The sequence below is a fragment of the Pseudomonas sp. SB113 genome, from assembly GCF_040754745.1.
In the GTDB taxonomy this organism is placed as follows: domain Bacteria; phylum Pseudomonadota; class Gammaproteobacteria; order Pseudomonadales; family Pseudomonadaceae; genus Aquipseudomonas; species Aquipseudomonas grimontii.
Window position 1 is genome coordinate 96,736 of sequence record NZ_JBFMHW010000005.1, and the last position, 16,117, is coordinate 112,852.

Genomic DNA, 16,117 nt, shown 5'->3' on the forward strand with positions numbered 1-16,117 from the left:
GATTACTGAACGCCGAACTGCTCGCGATACGCCTTAACTGCCGGCAAGTGCTGCTTGAGCTGCGGATCATCTTCCAGGAACTGCAACACCTGGTTCAACGACACGATGCTTACCACTGGAATACCGAAATCACGCTCCACTTCCTGGATCGCCGACAACTCACCGTTGCCGCGCTCCTGGCGGTTCAGCGCGATCAGCACACCGGCGGCCTTGGCGCCGTCCTGGGACGCGATGATCTGCATCACTTCACGGATAGCGGTGCCGGCCGTGATCACGTCGTCGATGATCAATACATCGCCGGTCAGCGGCGCGCCCACGAGGCTGCCGCCTTCGCCATGGGCCTTGGCTTCCTTGCGGTTGAAGCACCATGGCAGATCCCGCCCATGATGTTCCGCCAGGGCAACGGCTGTTGCAGCTGCCAGGGGGATACCCTTGTAGGCTGGGCCAAACAGCACGTCGAAGGAAATACCGCTTTCAACAATGGCTGCCGCGTAGAAACGCCCCAGCTGAGCCAGGGCCGAACCCGAGTTGAACAAGCCCGCATTGAAGAAGTACGGGCTGGTGCGCCCGGACTTGAGGGTGAACTCACCGAAGCGCAAAACCCCGCGATCGATGGCAAAACGAATGAAATCGCGTTGATACGCCTGCATGAAAAAAGCCTCAGATACCACGGATTTAGCTAATTAGGTAGACGGCGTGTATCATACACGCACGCGATTTTTGGGGCCATTTATGCGGATCATCAGTGTGAACGTTAATGGTATTCAGGCTGCAGTCGAGCGTGGTTTGCTCAGTTGGCTGCAAGCTCAGAATGCCGACGTCATCTGCCTGCAGGACACCCGCGCCTCCGCCTTTGAACTGGACGACCCAGCCTTCCAACTGGATGGCTACTTCCTTTATGCCTGCGATGCCGAAGTGCCCACCCAAGGTGGCGTGGCTTTGTACTCGCGGTTGCAACCCAAGGCGGTCATCAGCGGCCTCGGCTTCGAGACAGCCGACCGCTACGGGCGCTACCTGCAAGCCGATTTCGACAAGGTCAGCATCGCGACCTTGCTGCTTCCTTCGGGGCAGAACGGCGATGAAGACTTGAACCAGAAGTTCAAGCTAATGGACGATTTCGCCCGTTACCTGGATAAACAGCGACGCAAACGTCGCGAGTACATTTATTGTGGCTCGCTGTACGTGGCGCAACAGAAGCTGGATATCAAGAACTGGCGCGACAGCCAGCAATCCCCGGGCTTCCTGGCGCCGGAACGGGCCTGGATGGACGAGATTGTCGGCAACATGGGCTATGTGGATGCACTGCGCGAAGTCAGCCGCGAAGGCGACCAGTACAGCTGGTGGCCAGACAATGAACAGGCTGAGATGCTCAACCTGGGCTGGCGCTTCGACTACCAGTTGCTGACCCCAGGCCTGCGCCGGTTCGTGCGCAGTGCACGTTTGCCGCGCCAGCCGCGCTTCTCGCAGCACGCGCCGCTGATCGTGGACTACGACTGGACACTGACCATCTAAGGTCTTTATCCAGGCACAAAAAAACCGACATCGCTGTCGGTTTTTTTGTGGGCGCTCATTATTTGACCAGGCGCCAGGTCCACGGGTAGCGATAGGCAGTGCCGTTGTTGGCCTTGATGCCAGCGATGATCGTCAGCACCAGCGCCGCCACCACCAGGATCAACATCAGCAGAAAGCCAATCACCACGAACCCCAGCACCATGCAGACCAGCCAGGCGATGGCCATGGTGATCTGGAAGTTCAGGGCTTCCTTGCCCTGATCATCGATAAGCGGGTCCATATCCTTCTTGATCTGCCACACGATCAGCGGCCCCAACAGGCTACCGAAGGGGAATACCAACCCCAGGAACGCCGCGAAGTGACACAACATCGCCCACTGGCGAACCTCCTTGGTCGGTGCCGGAACCGGCAATTGACTGTCACTCATGGCGCTTCTCCTTGAAGCCGGCTTAGTCAGCCAGTGCGGCGTTTTGCAGTTCGAAGATCTCAGTCATGCCTTTCTGGGCCAGGGCCAGCATGGCGTTCAGCTCGGCCGGCTGGAAGGGCGCACCTTCGGCGGTGCCCTGCACTTCGATGAAACCACCGGTACTGGTCATCACTACGTTCAGATCGGTCTCGGCAGCCGAGTCTTCCAGGTAGTCCAGGTCCAGCACCGGCTCGCCCTGGTACATGCCCACCGATACGGCGGCGATCATCTGCTTCAGTGGGTCGCCGCCTTTCAGGCCGCCACGCTTCTTGATGACTTTAAGGGCGTCCACCAACGCCACCATGGCGCCGGTGATGGATGCAGTCCGCGTACCGCCATCGGCCTGGATCACGTCGCAGTCGACGTAGAGGGTCACGTCACCCAGCTTGGACATGTCCAGCGCCGCGCGCAGCGAGCGCCCGATCAGGCGCTGGATTTCCAGGGTGCGGCCGCCTTGCTTGCCACGGCTGGCTTCACGCTGGTTACGCTCGCCGGTGGCGCGCGGCAGCATGCCGTATTCGGCGGTCAACCAACCCTGGCCCTGGCCTTTAAGGAAACGCGGCACGCCATTTTCAACGCTGACGGTGCAGATAACCTTGGTATCGCCAAACTCGACCAGTACGGATCCCTCGGCGTGTTTGGTGTAGTTGCGGGTGATGCGGATCGAGCGGAGCTGATCGGCAGCGCGACCACTAGGACGTTTCATAGGGGATACCTGTACTGAGGACGAAAAACTGCCGAGCATTATAGAGCCGCGAGCCGATTCGGGGCACTTCTAAAAATCTGGTTACGAATGGTCAGCCTATCGCCCATTGTTTGGGCGCGCTCGCCCCACTGCGCTACAATCCCGCGCCTTCGCAGCCTGTCGGCTTCAATTCACCCATCAGCCCGCTTTCGCGGGACTGCATCGCGAGGTACCTCCATGGTGCACAGCATGACCGCCTTCGCCCGCGTCGAAAAAGCCGGCGCCCAAGGCACCCTGAGCTGGGAACTGCGCTCGGTCAACAGCCGCTACCTGGAGCCGCACCTGCGCCTGCCGGAATCCTTCCGTGACCTCGAAGGCGCCGTGCGTGAGGCACTGCGCCAAGGCATCTCCCGCGGCAAGCTGGAATGCACCCTGCGCTTTACCGAGGAAACCACCGGCAAGCCGCTGCAGGTCGACCGCGAACGCGCTGCGCAACTGGTCGCCGCCGCCGAAACCATCGCCGGCCTGATCAAGCAGCCCGCCGCGCTGAACCCTCTGGAAGTGCTGGCCTGGCCCGGCGTGCTGGTGGCCGACGCCACTGACCCGCAGGCCCTCAATGCCGAAGCCCTCGCCCTGTTCACCCAGGGATTGAAGGAGCTCAAGGCCGGCCGCGAGCGCGAAGGCGCCGAACTGGCCCGACTGATCAACGAACGCCTGACGTCGATCGAAGCAGACGTGGTCACCTTGCGCGAGCTGGTGCCGCAGATGCTCGCCACCCAACGCCAGAAGGTCCTCGACCGCTTCACCGACATGAGGGCCGACCTCGACCCCGTGCGCCTGGAGCAGGAGATGGTGCTGCTGGCGCAGAAGAGCGATGTCGCCGAAGAGCTGGACCGCCTGAGCACCCACATCCTCGAAGTGCGCCGCGTACTCAAGTCCGGCGGCGCCGCCGGTCGGCGCCTGGACTTCCTGATGCAGGAACTCAACCGTGAAGCCAATACACTGGGCTCCAAGGCTTTCGATCCGCGCAGCACCACGGCGGCGGTCAACCTCAAAGTGTTGATCGAGCAGATGCGCGAACAAGTACAGAATATTGAGTAAGGCAACCTCCATGACCCATAGCACCGGCACCCTTTACATCATTTCCGCCCCTTCGGGCGCGGGCAAGAGCAGCCTGGTCAAGGCCCTGACCGACGCTGACGAGCAGATTCGCATCTCGATCTCCCACACCACCCGCGCCATGCGCCCGGGCGAGGTGAACGGCGTGCACTATCACTTCGTCGAGCGCACCGAGTTCGTCAAGATGATCGAACATGGCGACTTCCTCGAGCGCGCCGAGGTCTTCGGCAATCTCTACGGCACCTCGCAAAGCCACCTGCAGCAGACCCTGGACGAAGGCCACGACCTGATCCTGGAAATCGACTGGCAGGGCGCCGAGCAAGTGCGCCAGCTGATGCCCAAGGCACGCTCGATCTTCATCCTGCCGCCGTCGCTCGAAGCCTTGCACCAGCGCCTGACCAACCGTGGCCAGGACAGCGACGAGATCATCGAAGGCCGCATGCGGGAAGCCGTCAGCGAAATGAGCCACTATGTCGACTACGACTACCTGATCATTAACGACGATTTTTCCCACGCACTGGACGACCTGAAGGCGATTTTCCGCGCTAATCAACTCCAGCAAAAGCGTCAACAGCAGCGTTTCGGCAAATTACTGGCCGAACTGCTTGGCTGATTGGCTCTTCCCAAAACCGCTGCAGGGGCTTTACATTGGCGCTTGTAGCGGTTTTGCGAGGGCCTGCGAAAAATCAGCGCTTCCCTAAACGCTGGTGATTTTTTAAACTGTTTAGTCCGCTCGCCCAACCGGGCAGCGCGCATCTTGCATTCGCTCCGAGGAATATCATGGCCCGCGTAACCGTTGAAGACTGCCTAGACCACGTGGCAAACCGCTTTGAGCTGGTCATGCTCTCTACCAAGCGTGCCCGTCAACTGGCCACTGGCGGCAAAGAGCCCCTGGTCCAGTGGGAAAACGACAAGCCTACCGTTGTAGCCCTGCGTGAAATCGCTGAAGGCCTGATGAGCTACGAGTTCATCGCCAACGCTGAAATCGTTGAAGACGAACCGCTGTTTGCAGCGTTCGAGGACGAGTCCAACGAGGCCGTCTAAGCCTATGCCTGGTCGACGTAGCACGGCGCGGGGTCACAGCCTTCGGCAGGAGTTCACACTTTGCCGAGCATAGACGCCCTCGCCGATCGCTTATCGACCTACCTCGGCCCCGACCAGGTCAACCTGGTCCGCCGAGCGTATTTCTACGCCGAACAAGCCCACGACGGCCAACGCCGCCGAAGCGGTGAGGCGTACGTCACCCATCCTCTTGCGGTGGCGAATATCCTGGCCGATATGCACATGGACCATCAGAGCCTGATGGCCGCGATGCTGCATGACGTGATCGAAGACACCGGTATTGCCAAGGAGGCGCTCAGCGCGCAATTTGGCGAAACCGTGGCCGAACTGGTCGACGGGGTCAGCAAACTGACCCAGATGAACTTCGAGACCAAGGCCGAAGCCCAGGCGGAAAACTTCCAGAAGATGGCCATGGCCATGGCCCGGGATATCCGCGTGATCCTGGTCAAGCTGGCCGACCGGCTGCACAACATGCGCACGCTGGAAGTGCTGTCCGGCGAAAAACGCCGGCGCATCGCCAAGGAAACCCTGGAAATCTACGCGCCCATTGCCAACCGGCTGGGCATGCACGCCATTCGTATCGAGTTCGAAGACCTCGGCTTCAAGGCCATGCACCCGATGCGTTCGGCGCGCATCTACCAGGCCGTCAAGCGCGCCCGGGGCAACCGCAAGGAAATCGTCAACAAGATCGAAGAATCCCTGAGCCATTGCCTGGCGATCGACGAAATCGAGGGCGAGGTCAGTGGCCGGCAGAAGCACATCTACGGCATCTACAAGAAGATGCGCGGCAAGCGCCGGGCCTTTAACGAGATCATGGACGTGTACGCGTTCCGCATCATCGTGGACAAGGTCGATACCTGCTACCGCGTGCTCGGCGCTGTACATAATTTGTACAAACCCCTGCCGGGGCGCTTCAAGGACTACATCGCCATTCCCAAGGCCAACGGCTATCAATCGCTGCATACCACACTGTTCGGTATGCACGGGGTGCCGATCGAGATCCAGATCCGTACCCGCGAAATGGAAGAGATGGCCAACAACGGCATCGCCGCTCATTGGCTGTACAAATCCAGCGGCGACGAGCAGCCCAAAGGCACCCATGCCCGCGCCCGCCAGTGGGTCAAGGGCGTGCTGGAAATGCAGCAACGTGCCGGCAACTCCCTGGAATTTATCGAAAGCGTGAAGATCGACCTGTTCCCGGACGAGGTCTACGTGTTCACGCCCAAAGGCCGGATCATGGAGCTGCCCAAAGGCTCCACCGCGGTCGACTTTGCCTACGCGGTGCACACCGACGTCGGTAACAGCTGCATTGCCTGCCGGATCAACCGCCGCCTGGCCCCGCTGTCGGAACCGCTGCAAAGCGGCTCCACGGTCGAGATCGTCAGTGCACCCGGCGCGCGCCCGAACCCGGCGTGGCTGAACTTCGTGGTCACCGGCAAGGCGCGCACGCACATCCGCCATGCGCTGAAACTGCAGCGCCGCTCCGAGTCCATCAGCCTGGGCGAACGCCTGCTGAACAAAGTGCTCAACGGCTTCGACAGCGCCCTGGACAAGATTCCGCAAGAGCGCGTGCAAGCGATGCTCCACGAGTACCGCCAGGAAACCATCGAAGACCTGTTGGAAGATATTGGCCTGGGCAACCGCATGGCCTACGTGGTCGCCCGCCGCCTGCTGGGTGAAGGCGAACAACTGCCAAGCCCGGAAGGCCCACTGGCGATTCGCGGAACCGAGGGCCTGGTGCTCAGCTACGCCAAATGCTGCACGCCGATCCCGGGCGACCCGATCGTGGGCCACCTGTCGGCTGGCAAAGGCATGGTGGTTCACCTCGACAACTGCCGCAACATCACCGAGATCCGTCACAACCCGGAAAAATGCATCCAGCTCTCGTGGGCCAAGGATGTCACCGGCGAATTCAACGTCGAGCTGCGCGTGGAGCTGGAACACCAGCGCGGCCTGATCGCCCTGCTGGCCAGCAGCGTCAACGCAGCCGACGGCAACATCGAGAAAATCAGCATGGACGAGCGCGATGGTCGCATCAGCGTGGTCCAGCTGGTGGTCAGCGTGCATGACCGCGTGCACCTGGCCCGCGTAATCAAGAAACTGCGCGCCTTGACCGGTGTGATCCGCATCACCCGCATGCGTGCGTAGCCCATCCATTACAAGGAGTCATTCATGACCAAGACCGTTATTACCAGCGACAAAGCCCCAGCCGCCATCGGTACTTACTCCCAGGCCATCAAGGCAGGCAACACCGTCTACATGTCCGGCCAGATCCCGCTGGACCCAAAGACCATGGAACTGGTGGAAGGCTTCGAAGCCCAGACCGTACAGGTCTTTAAAAACCTCAAGTCCGTGGCCGAAGCTGCAGGCGGCTCCTTCAAGGACATCGTCAAACTGAACATCTTCCTCACCGACCTGAGCCACTTCGCCAAGGTCAACGAGATCATGGGCAAGTACTTCGAACAACCTTACCCAGCCCGTGCCGCCATTGGCGTTGCAGCCCTGCCAAAGGGCGCGCAGGTTGAGATGGACGCGATTCTGGTCATCGAGTAAAACACCCGGCGCAGCCTCCACAGGCTGCGCCGACTTCGTTTTAAAAGGATTTCATGATGCGCAAAGCGCTTGTAGCCTCTTCGTTGCTCGCCCTGTTGCTCGGCGGCTGCGCCAGCAACCCTGCCGACCTGGATGTGAGCGGCACCTGGATCAACCAGGTCGCCATCGATGCGGCAGCCAAAGGCGGCCCTTTGCGTGAAGCACTGCAAAGCTTTGGCCCGAACCTCGAATGGGAGGTCAACCCCAAGGCCTCGCAGGCGCGCTACTACAACGGTTTTGAAGTAGCCGAAGGCAAGTTGCTCGGTGAGCAATCCGGCGCCTGGAGCGTCGACTTCTATGGCAGCTCCGCCACCGAGCTCAAGCGCAAAGACAAGCAACTGCTGCAAGTGGCCAACGACAACGAGCCTGAACAGCTCTTCGCACGCGCCAAGGAACCCGCACCAGAAGGCGCGCCACTGGGCGCCAACTTCGAGCGTGCGCTGTACTCGGCCTACATGGGCGGCGACTGGAAGATCACTGACGGCTTCGGCAACGGCGCCATCGTGCAGTTCCAGCCCGACGGCAAGGTCGTGGGCCTGCCCAATGTCGATCGGTACTCACTGTGCCTGGCCGGTGACTGCGCCTCCATGAGCGGCGGCTACGACAGCATGTGGCTGCAACTCAACGGCGTAGGCAACCCGTGGATCTTCGTGCGCAAGGGCAAGCAGCTGGAGATCTTCCAGGCGGTCAACACCGCCCAGGCCGACGAAGTGCCTTCGTTTACACCGGGCCCTCGCCAATGGCTGCTTGAGAAGCAATAGCCATCCAAGCGCATGCCTAAATGTGGGAGGGGACTTGCCCCTCCCACATGTTCAACCGTACTTCAACCTTTCAGAATGGCCGCATAACCCTCGCGATAGCTCGGGTAGGCCGGCGCCCAACCCAGCGCCTTGGCTCGGGCATTACTGCACTGCTTGCTGCCCGCTCGCCGCACACTGGCGTCCTCGGACCACTCCGTCACGCCCAGGTAGTCACGCAACCAAGCCACCACCTCAGCCAGCGGCGCCGGTGCGTCGTCGACGCCGATATAGACCTTATCCAGCGAACCGCCCTGCTCTACATGCCGCAGCAAAAACGCGAGCAAGCCCGCCGCATCGTCCGCGTGAATCCGGTTGCCATATAGAGGAGGGTCGATCGCCACACGGTAGCCTTGGCGCACTTGGGTCAGCAGCCACTCACGGCCTGGGCCATAGATGCCGGTCAGGCGCACAATGCTTGCCGGGATGCCGCTATTGAGCGCCACTTGCTCGGCCTCCAGCATCACCTGCCCGGAATAGCCTTTCGCCTGGGTCTCAGACGTTTCGTCGACCCATTCGCCATTTTGCTGGCCATACACACTGCTGCTGGACACAAACAGCAGGTGCTTGGGCTCCTGGCCATAATCCTTCAGCCACTCCAGCACATGCTGCAAACCTTGCACGTAAGCCGCGCGATAACCGGCCTCATCGTGGTCGGTCGCGGCGGCGCAGTACACCAGGTAATCCACCCCGCCGATCGGCCAGGTGTCAGGGCAATCCTTGTTGAACAGGTCGCCGGCAATGCCAATCACCCCGTCGGGCAGGCGTGAAATATCGCGCCGCAGGCCATGAACCTCCCATTCCGAGGCCAGCAATTGGCTAGCCAGCCGACTACCCACATCGCCACATCCGGCAATCACAACAGAAGGCACAGACATCATAAAACTCCGTTCTTAAAGGTCTAGATTAGCCCTCGCAGATGACCGACGGCCAGAAAAAGGGCAAATAAAGTTACTGTATTACTTCTGTTAACAAGAATTACTTGCAATAATAACCGCCCATTTGTCCTCGACCTCTTGGGGTCTGGAAGGACGATCACTCATTTTTTTCTCTCAGGTCCGGCCAGCATGACATGTAATACAACCCCCGCTTCGCCAACCAAGCTTCACAGCCCTTCCCGCGCCTGGCGTGCGATTGCTGCGCTGCTGTTCAGCGTAATGCTGGCGCCGACCGCCGCATTCGCCGATGCCACCGCCCCGGCTACCCCGGCAGCCGCCGAGCAGAATACCGCCACTCCGGCTGCTCCCACTGCAGCACCGGCCGCTACCGACCCGGCTGCCGCTGCCGCTGCCGACGACACCGGCGTAGTGCTGGAAGAAGACAACACCCTGGGCATGGCCCACGACCTGTCGCCATGGGGCATGTACCAGAATGCTGACGTGGTGGTGAAAGCCGTGATGATCGGCCTCGCCATCGCCTCGATCATTACCTGGACCATCTGGATCGCCAAAGGCTTCGAGCTGCTGGGTGCCAAGCGTCGTCTGCGCACTGAAATCGTCCACCTGAAGAAAGCCACCACCCTCAAGGAAGCCAGCGAAAGCGCGACCAAGAAGGGCACCCTGGCCAACACCCTGGTGCACGACGCGCTGGAAGAAATGCGCCTGTCGGCCAACACCCGTGAAAAAGAAGGCATCAAGGAACGCGTGGCTTTCCGCCTGGAGCGTCTCGTTGCAGCCTGCGGCCGTAACATGAGCAGCGGCACGGGTGTGCTGGCTACCATCGGTTCAACCGCGCCGTTCGTCGGTCTGTTCGGTACCGTATGGGGCATCATGAACAGCTTCATCGGCATCGCCAAAACCCAGACCACCAACCTCGCCGTCGTTGCCCCCGGCATCGCCGAAGCCTTGCTGGCAACCGCTCTCGGCCTGGTCGCCGCGATTCCTGCGGTAGTGATCTACAACGTCTTCGCCCGTTCGATTGCCGGCTACAAGGCCCAGGTATCGGACGCGTCGGCAGAAGTCCTGCTGCTGGTCAGCCGCGACCTCGATCACCTGCCTACCGAGCGCAGCTCGCAACCGCACATGGTGAAAGTGGGGTAATCGGCCATGGGCCTGCATTTGAATCAAGGCGACGACGAACTCGTCGAGAACCACGAAATCAACGTCACGCCGTTTATCGACGTGATGCTGGTGCTGCTGATCATCTTCATGGTGGCCGCGCCATTAGCCACCGTGGACATCAAGGTTGACCTGCCCGCGTCCAGCGCCAAGCCGGCGCCGCGGCCGGAGAAACCGGTGTTCCTCAGCGTCAAGGCGGACCAACGCCTGTTCCTGGGTGAAGAAGAAGTCAAAGCCGAAACCCTGGGGCAGGTGCTCGATGCCAAGACCCAAGGCAAGAAAGACACGACGATCTTCTTCCAGGCCGACAAGGGCGTGGACTACGGCGACCTGATGAGCGTGATGGATGCCCTGCGGGCAGCCGGCTACCTCAAGGTAGGCCTGGTCGGACTTGAGACGGCAGCCAAGAAATGATCACGACGCGCCACAAACTGACGCGTTATGGCACCAGCCTTGCCGTCGTGCTGGGCGTGCATGCCGTCGCGATTGCGTTGATGCTCCATATGTCGGTTCCGCGCCAGCCGCAACTGCCACCGGCTGCCATGGTCATTGACCTGGCGCCGATGCCAGCGCCGCCGCCTCCGGCACCGCCCAAGGTCGTCACGCCGCCGCAACCGCCTGCGCCGGTCGAAGAGCTGCCTTTGCCGAAGCTGGCCGAGGCACCCAAGCCAACGATCCAGGTGCCCAAGCCGGTCAAACCCAAGCCGAAGCCTCAGCCGCCCAAACCGGTGGAGAAAAAACCCGAGCCGCCCAAGGAGAAACCTTCCGAAGAGCCGCCGAGCGAAACGCCACCGACCAACACCCCAGCTGAAAAATCGGCCCAGCCGGTTCCTGGGCCGTCGCCCCAGCAGGTCGCTGCCAAAGCTTCCTGGGAAGGCAGCCTGCTGGCGCACTTGCAGAAGTACAAGAAGTACCCGCCAGGTGCCCAGGCCCGTGGCAAGGAAGGCCTGAACCGCTTGCGCTTCGTGGTCGACGCCGACGGTAACGTGCTGTCCTACGAGTTGGTGGGCCGTTCCGGCAACGCCGACCTGGACCGCGCCACCCTCGACATGATCCGTCGTGCCCAGCCGCTGCCCAAGCCGCCGGCCGATATGCTCAAAGGCGGCAGCATCGAGATCGTTGCACCGTTCGTGTACAACATCGAAAAACGTCGTCGCTGAAAATGAAAGTGGCGAGGGACACCCCTCGCCACTCTCAGCAAAATCCCGCGCATTCCCCCCTCAATCCCCAGCAAAGTTCTGATAACGTGCGTCTATCGATTGCAGCCGGTATGCTTGGCCCGCAACCTCATGGACGCCCGCTATGACTCTTACAGAATTACGCTACATCGTTACCCTCGCCCAAGAGCAACACTTTGGCCACGCGGCCGAGCGTTGCCATGTCAGCCAGCCGACGCTGTCGGTGGGCGTGAAAAAGCTTGAAGACGAACTCGGTGTGCTGATTTTCGAGCGCAGCAAGAGCGCCGTGCGTCTCACCCCGGTGGGCGAAGGCATCGTTGCCCAGGCCCAGAAGGTGCTGGAACAAGCGCAAAGCATTCGCGAACTGGCCCAGGCCGGCAAGAACCAGCTGACCGCACCGCTGAAAGTCGGCGCCATCTATACCGTCGGCCCGTACCTGTTCCCGCACCTGATCCCGCAGCTGCACCGCGTCGCACCGCAGATGCCGCTGTATATCGAAGAAAACTTCACCCACGTGCTGCGCGACAAACTGCGCAACGGCGAGCTGGACGCGATCATCATCGCCCTGCCATTCAACGAAGCGGATGTGTTGACCCTGCCGCTCTACGACGAGCCGTTCTACGTGCTGATGCCCGCCTCCCATCCGTGGACGCAAAAAGACACCATCGACGCCGGCCTGCTCAACGACAAGAGCCTGCTGCTGCTCGGCGAAGGCCACTGCTTCCGCGACCAGGTGCTGGAAGCCTGCCCCACCCTGACCAAAGGCAACGACGGCGCCAAGCACACCACCGTGGAATCCAGCTCCCTGGAAACCATCCGCCATATGGTCGCCTCTGGCCTGGGCATCTCGATCCTGCCGCTGTCGGCAGTGGACAGCCATCACTACGCCCCCGGCGTGATCGAAGTGCGTCCACTCACGCCACCGGTGCCGTTTCGCACCGTGGCGATCGCCTGGCGCGCCAGCTTCCCACGGCCCAAAGCGATTGAGATCCTCGCCGACTCGATCCGCCTGTGTTCGGTGGCCAAGCCGCCTGCTGCGAGCTAAGTAAACGTATGACGGAGCTGTCGCAGGTGTCGGTGACGGCACTCAAGGGTGTCGGTGAGGCCATGGCCGAGAAGCTGGCCAAGGTCGGTCTGGAAAACCTCCAGGACGTGCTGTTTCACCTGCCCTTGCGCTATCAGGATCGCACCCGCGTGGTGCCCATCGGCCAACTGCGTCCTGGGCAGGATGCGGTGGTCGAAGGCACCGTCAGCGGCGCCGACGTGGTGATGGGCAAGCGCCGCAGCCTGGTGGTGCGCCTGCAGGACGGCACCGGTGGCCTGAGCCTGCGCTTCTACCATTTCAGCAATGCACAAAAGGAAGGCCTCAAGCGTGGCACCCGCGTGCGCTGCTACGGCGAAGCCCGCCCCGGCGCCTCGGGCCTGGAGATCTACCACCCGGAGTACCGCGCCATTACCGGCGACGAACCGCCCCCAGTGGACACCACCCTGACACCGATCTACCCGCTCACCGAAGGCCTGACCCAACAACGCCTGCGCCAATTGTGCATGCAGACCCTGGGCATGCTCGGTCCGCAGAGCCTGCCCGACTGGCTGCCCCTGGAACTGGCCCGCGACTATCAACTGGCGCCGCTGGCCGATGCAATTCGCTACCTGCATCACCCACCCGCGGATGCCGATGTCGACGAACTGGCCCTCGGTCATCACTGGGCCCAGCACCGCCTGGCGTTCGAAGAGCTGTTGACTCACCAGTTGTCCCAGCAACGCCTGCGCGAAAGCATGCGCTCCCTGCGTGCGCCCGCCATGCCCAAGGCTACGCGCCTGCCTGCGCAATACCTGGCCAACCTCGGCTTTGCGCCGACGGGAGCCCAGCAGCGCGTGGGCAATGAAATCGCCTACGACCTCAGCCAGCACGAGCCGATGCTGCGCCTGATCCAGGGCGACGTAGGCGCGGGCAAGACCGTGGTCGCCGCCCTCGCCGCCCTGCAAGCCCTGGAAGCCGGTTACCAGGTGGCGCTGATGGCGCCCACCGAGATCCTTGCCGAGCAGCACTTCATCACGTTCAAGCGCTGGCTTGAGCCCCTGGGCCTGGAAGTCGCGTGGCTGGCCGGCAAGCTCAAGGGCAAGACGCGTGCAGCGGCGCTGGAGCAGATCGCTGGCGGCGCACCGATGGTGGTGGGCACCCATGCGCTGTTCCAGGACGAAGTCCAGTTCAAGAACCTGGCCCTGGTGATCATCGACGAACAGCACCGCTTCGGCGTGCAGCAGCGCCTGGCCCTGCGCCAGAAAGGCGTGGGCGGGCGCATGAACCCGCACCAACTGATCATGACCGCCACCCCGATCCCGCGCACCCTGGCCATGAGTGCCTACGCCGACCTCGACACCTCGATCCTCGACGAACTGCCCCCCGGCCGCACACCGGTCAACACCGTGCTGGTCACCGATACGCGCCGCGTCGAAGTGATCGAGCGTGTGCGCGGCGCCTGCGCCGAAGGCCGCCAGGCGTACTGGGTGTGCACGCTGATCGAAGAGTCCGAGGAACTGACCTGCCAGGCCGCCGAGACCACCTATGAAGACCTCACCAGCGCCTTGGGCGAACTCAAGGTCGGGCTGATCCACGGGCGCATGAAGCCCGCGGAAAAGGCGGCGGTGATGGCCGAATTCAAGGCCGGCAACCTGCAACTGCTGGTCGCTACCACCGTGATTGAAGTGGGCGTGGACGTGCCCAACGCCAGCCTGATGATCATCGAGAACCCCGAGCGCCTGGGCCTGGCGCAATTGCACCAACTACGCGGCCGCGTCGGCCGGGGCAGCGCCGCCAGCCACTGCGTGCTGCTCTACCACCCGCCGCTGTCGCAGATCGGTCGCCAGCGCCTGGGGATCATGCGCGAAACCAACGACGGTTTTGTCATCGCCGAAAAAGACCTCGAACTGCGCGGCCCCGGCGAAATGCTCGGCACCCGCCAGACCGGCCTGCTGCAATTCAAGGTCGCCGACCTGATGCGCGACGCCGACCTGTTGCCTGCGGTGCGCGATGCAGCGCAAGCGCTGCTGGAGCGCTGGCCGGATCACGTCAGCCCGCTGCTGGACCGCTGGCTGCGTCATGGGCAGCAATACGGCCAAGTGTGACACCTGACTCACTTATCCGACCTACAGTTGTATCAAGCTGGTTATACTTCGGTGAATGTAGGAAATTGGATCAGGCCATGTCAGAAGTTGCCCTCGCCACAGCCCCACTGACCGCTCCGCCGGTCATTCGGGCTTTGCTCGCAAAACTCGCCATCAGCTACACGGAAGTCACCGAACATCCGGGCCTGAATCCTGCGCAAAAAGTCCAGGCGGTATTGCTGGAAGACGCGGTGGGCGCCCTGATGGTGTTGTTTCCGCAGAGCCAACTGCTGGACCTCAACCGCCTCACTGAACTCACGGGTCGCCGCCTTACGGCCGTGTCGCCGGATCGCGTCGCGCGCATGCTGGGCAAGCACGACCTGAGCCTGCTGCCGGGCCTGCCGGCCCTCACCAGTTCGCCGTGCCTGTACGAAGGCAGCCTGCTCAACGAGTCGAGCCTGCTGGTGCATTCGGGTGAAGCCGGGCTGCTGCTGGAGATCGCGAGCGACGCGTTCAAGACCATGCTCACCAAGGCCAGCGCCGCCCAGTTCGGTGAGCCACTGAGCAACATCCGCCCGAACCTCGACCGCCCCAATGATGACCGTGAGGAAATCACCCAGGCGATGCAGGCATTCACCGCCCGTCGCATCCAGCAACGCCTGGAAGCGACTATCGAGATTCCACCGCTGGCCGACACCGCACAGAAGATCATCAAGCTGCGCGTCGACCCCAACGCTACCATCGACGACATCACCGGCGTGGTCGAGACCGACCCGGCCCTCGCCGCCCAAGTGGTGAGCTGGGCCGCCTCGCCGTACTACGCATCGCCGGGCAAGATCCGCTCGGTGGAAGATGCCATCGTGCGCGTGCTGGGTTTTGACCTGGTGATCAACCTCGCACTGGGCCTGGCCCTGGGCAAGACCTTGAGCCTGCCCAAGGACCACCCGCACCAGGCCACGCCGTACTGGCACCAGTCCATCTACACCGCCGCCGTGATCGAAGGCCTGACCCGCGCCATGCCCCGCGCCCAGCGCCCGGAAGCCGGCCTGACCTACCTGGCCGGCCTGCTGCACAACTTCGGTTACCTGTTGCTGGCCCATGTATTCCCGCCGCACTTCTCGCTGATCTGCCGCCACCTGGAGGTCAACCCACACCTGTGCCACAGCTATGTGGAGCAACACTTGCTGGGCATCAGCCGCGAGCAGATCGGCGCCTGGCTGATGCGCTACTGGGACATGCCGGACGAACTGTCCACTGCCCTGCGTTTCCAGCACGACCCGACCTACGATGGGCAATACGCCGAGTACCCGAACCTGGTGTGCCTGGCCGTGCGCCTGTTGCGCAGCCGAGGGATTGGCTCCGGGCCGGATGAGACCATCCCGGACGAACTGCTTGAGCGTTTGGGCTTGAGCCGTGACAAGGCTGAAGAAGTAGTGGCCAAGGTGCTGGATGCCGAGGTGCTGTTGCGTGAGCTGGCGTCGCAGTTCAGCCAGGCTTAACAGCAGCTGCAAGCTTCAAGTAGTCAGCTTCAAGCTTGCAGC

At 62.1% G+C, this 16,117-nt stretch carries 17 protein-coding genes; 13 read left to right on the forward strand and 4 right to left on the reverse strand.

Going from position 1 to position 16,117, the window contains the following annotated elements; translation table 11 throughout:
• Window positions 1-2: 2 nt before the first annotated feature.
• On the reverse strand, window positions 3-650 hold the full coding sequence (pyrE, locus tag AB1462_RS08640) for an orotate phosphoribosyltransferase (protein ID WP_027608288.1): 648 nt from the start codon (window positions 648-650) through the stop codon (window positions 3-5).
• Between the two features lie 82 nt (window positions 651-732).
• On the opposite strand from pyrE, the gene AB1462_RS08645 reads away from it, so the two are divergent.
• Window positions 733-1,512: an exodeoxyribonuclease III gene (locus AB1462_RS08645; RefSeq protein ID WP_003195493.1), complete on the forward strand. Its 780-nt coding sequence runs from the start codon at window positions 733-735 to the stop codon at window positions 1,510-1,512.
• A 58-nt stretch (window positions 1,513-1,570) separates the two neighbouring features.
• Here AB1462_RS08645 and AB1462_RS08650 read toward each other — a convergent pair whose 3' ends face one another.
• Window positions 1,571-1,939: a DUF4870 domain-containing protein gene (locus AB1462_RS08650; protein ID WP_367246581.1), complete on the reverse strand. Its 369-nt coding sequence runs from the start codon at window positions 1,937-1,939 to the stop codon at window positions 1,571-1,573.
• A gap of 22 nt (window positions 1,940-1,961) precedes the next feature.
• Window positions 1,962-2,684: a ribonuclease PH gene (gene rph, locus AB1462_RS08655; protein WP_016975928.1), complete on the reverse strand. Its 723-nt coding sequence runs from the start codon at window positions 2,682-2,684 to the stop codon at window positions 1,962-1,964.
• 216 nt (window positions 2,685-2,900) lie between these two features.
• Between rph and AB1462_RS08660 the strand changes: the two genes are divergently transcribed.
• The 6 genes from AB1462_RS08660 (at window position 2,901) to AB1462_RS08685 (ending at window position 8,197) form a co-directional block, all read left to right on the forward strand.
• Entirely contained in the window at window positions 2,901-3,764 is an 864-nt protein-coding gene (locus AB1462_RS08660) for a YicC/YloC family endoribonuclease (protein ID WP_259191627.1), read from the forward strand.
• 10 nt (window positions 3,765-3,774) lie between these two features.
• A complete protein-coding gene (gene gmk / locus AB1462_RS08665) occupies window positions 3,775-4,395 on the forward strand; it encodes a guanylate kinase (RefSeq protein WP_027608284.1) in 621 nt (206 codons plus the stop codon).
• Between the two features lie 167 nt (window positions 4,396-4,562).
• Window positions 4,563-4,826 carry a DNA-directed RNA polymerase subunit omega gene (rpoZ, locus tag AB1462_RS08670; RefSeq protein WP_017735757.1) on the forward strand — a complete coding sequence of 88 codons (264 nt, stop codon included), beginning with the start codon at window positions 4,563-4,565 and terminating at the stop codon, window positions 4,824-4,826.
• 60 nt (window positions 4,827-4,886) lie between these two features.
• Window positions 4,887-6,992: a bifunctional GTP diphosphokinase/guanosine-3',5'-bis pyrophosphate 3'-pyrophosphohydrolase gene (gene spoT, locus AB1462_RS08675; RefSeq protein ID WP_015886535.1), complete on the forward strand. Its 2,106-nt coding sequence runs from the start codon at window positions 4,887-4,889 to the stop codon at window positions 6,990-6,992.
• Window positions 6,993-7,016: 24 nt separating this feature from the next.
• Window positions 7,017-7,397, forward strand: coding sequence for a RidA family protein (locus AB1462_RS08680; RefSeq protein WP_367246582.1), 381 nt, complete (start codon window positions 7,017-7,019; stop codon window positions 7,395-7,397).
• Between the two features lie 56 nt (window positions 7,398-7,453).
• The gene (locus AB1462_RS08685) at window positions 7,454-8,197 is read left to right on the forward strand and encodes a hypothetical protein (RefSeq protein ID WP_090401435.1); all 744 of its coding nucleotides are present in this window, start codon (window positions 7,454-7,456) and stop codon (window positions 8,195-8,197) included.
• 62 nt (window positions 8,198-8,259) lie between these two features.
• Here the strand turns inward: AB1462_RS08685 and AB1462_RS08690 are convergent, their stop codons facing one another.
• Complete coding sequence (locus AB1462_RS08690) at window positions 8,260-9,111, reverse strand: SDR family oxidoreductase (protein WP_090401434.1); 852 nt, start codon at window positions 9,109-9,111, stop codon at window positions 8,260-8,262.
• Between the two features lie 189 nt (window positions 9,112-9,300).
• Here AB1462_RS08690 and exbB point away from each other — a divergent pair, with 189 nt between their 5' ends.
• The 6 genes from exbB (at window position 9,301) to AB1462_RS08720 (ending at window position 16,075) form a co-directional block, all read left to right on the forward strand.
• Window positions 9,301-10,272 (forward strand): tonB-system energizer ExbB, encoded by a 972-nt coding sequence (gene exbB, locus AB1462_RS08695; RefSeq protein ID WP_090401433.1) that lies wholly within the window; start codon window positions 9,301-9,303, stop codon window positions 10,270-10,272.
• Window positions 10,273-10,278: 6 nt separating this feature from the next.
• On the forward strand, window positions 10,279-10,704 hold the full coding sequence (exbD, locus tag AB1462_RS08700; protein WP_032884416.1) for a TonB system transport protein ExbD: 426 nt from the start codon (window positions 10,279-10,281) through the stop codon (window positions 10,702-10,704).
• Window positions 10,701-11,450: an energy transducer TonB gene (locus tag AB1462_RS08705; RefSeq protein WP_090401431.1), complete on the forward strand. Its 750-nt coding sequence runs from the start codon at window positions 10,701-10,703 to the stop codon at window positions 11,448-11,450. The genes exbD and AB1462_RS08705 overlap by 4 nt, the downstream gene beginning before the upstream one ends.
• A 142-nt stretch (window positions 11,451-11,592) precedes the next feature.
• Window positions 11,593-12,513 (forward strand): hydrogen peroxide-inducible genes activator, encoded by a 921-nt coding sequence (locus AB1462_RS08710; RefSeq protein ID WP_015886540.1) that lies wholly within the window; start codon window positions 11,593-11,595, stop codon window positions 12,511-12,513.
• 8 nt (window positions 12,514-12,521) lie between these two features.
• Window positions 12,522-14,597, forward strand: coding sequence for an ATP-dependent DNA helicase RecG (gene recG, locus AB1462_RS08715; protein ID WP_090401430.1), 2,076 nt, complete (start codon window positions 12,522-12,524; stop codon window positions 14,595-14,597).
• Between the two features lie 77 nt (window positions 14,598-14,674).
• Window positions 14,675-16,075 carry an aminoacyl-tRNA deacylase and HDOD domain-containing protein gene (locus AB1462_RS08720; RefSeq protein WP_090401429.1) on the forward strand — a complete coding sequence of 467 codons (1,401 nt, stop codon included), beginning with the start codon at window positions 14,675-14,677 and terminating at the stop codon, window positions 16,073-16,075.
• The last annotated feature ends 42 nt before the right edge of the window (window positions 16,076-16,117 follow it).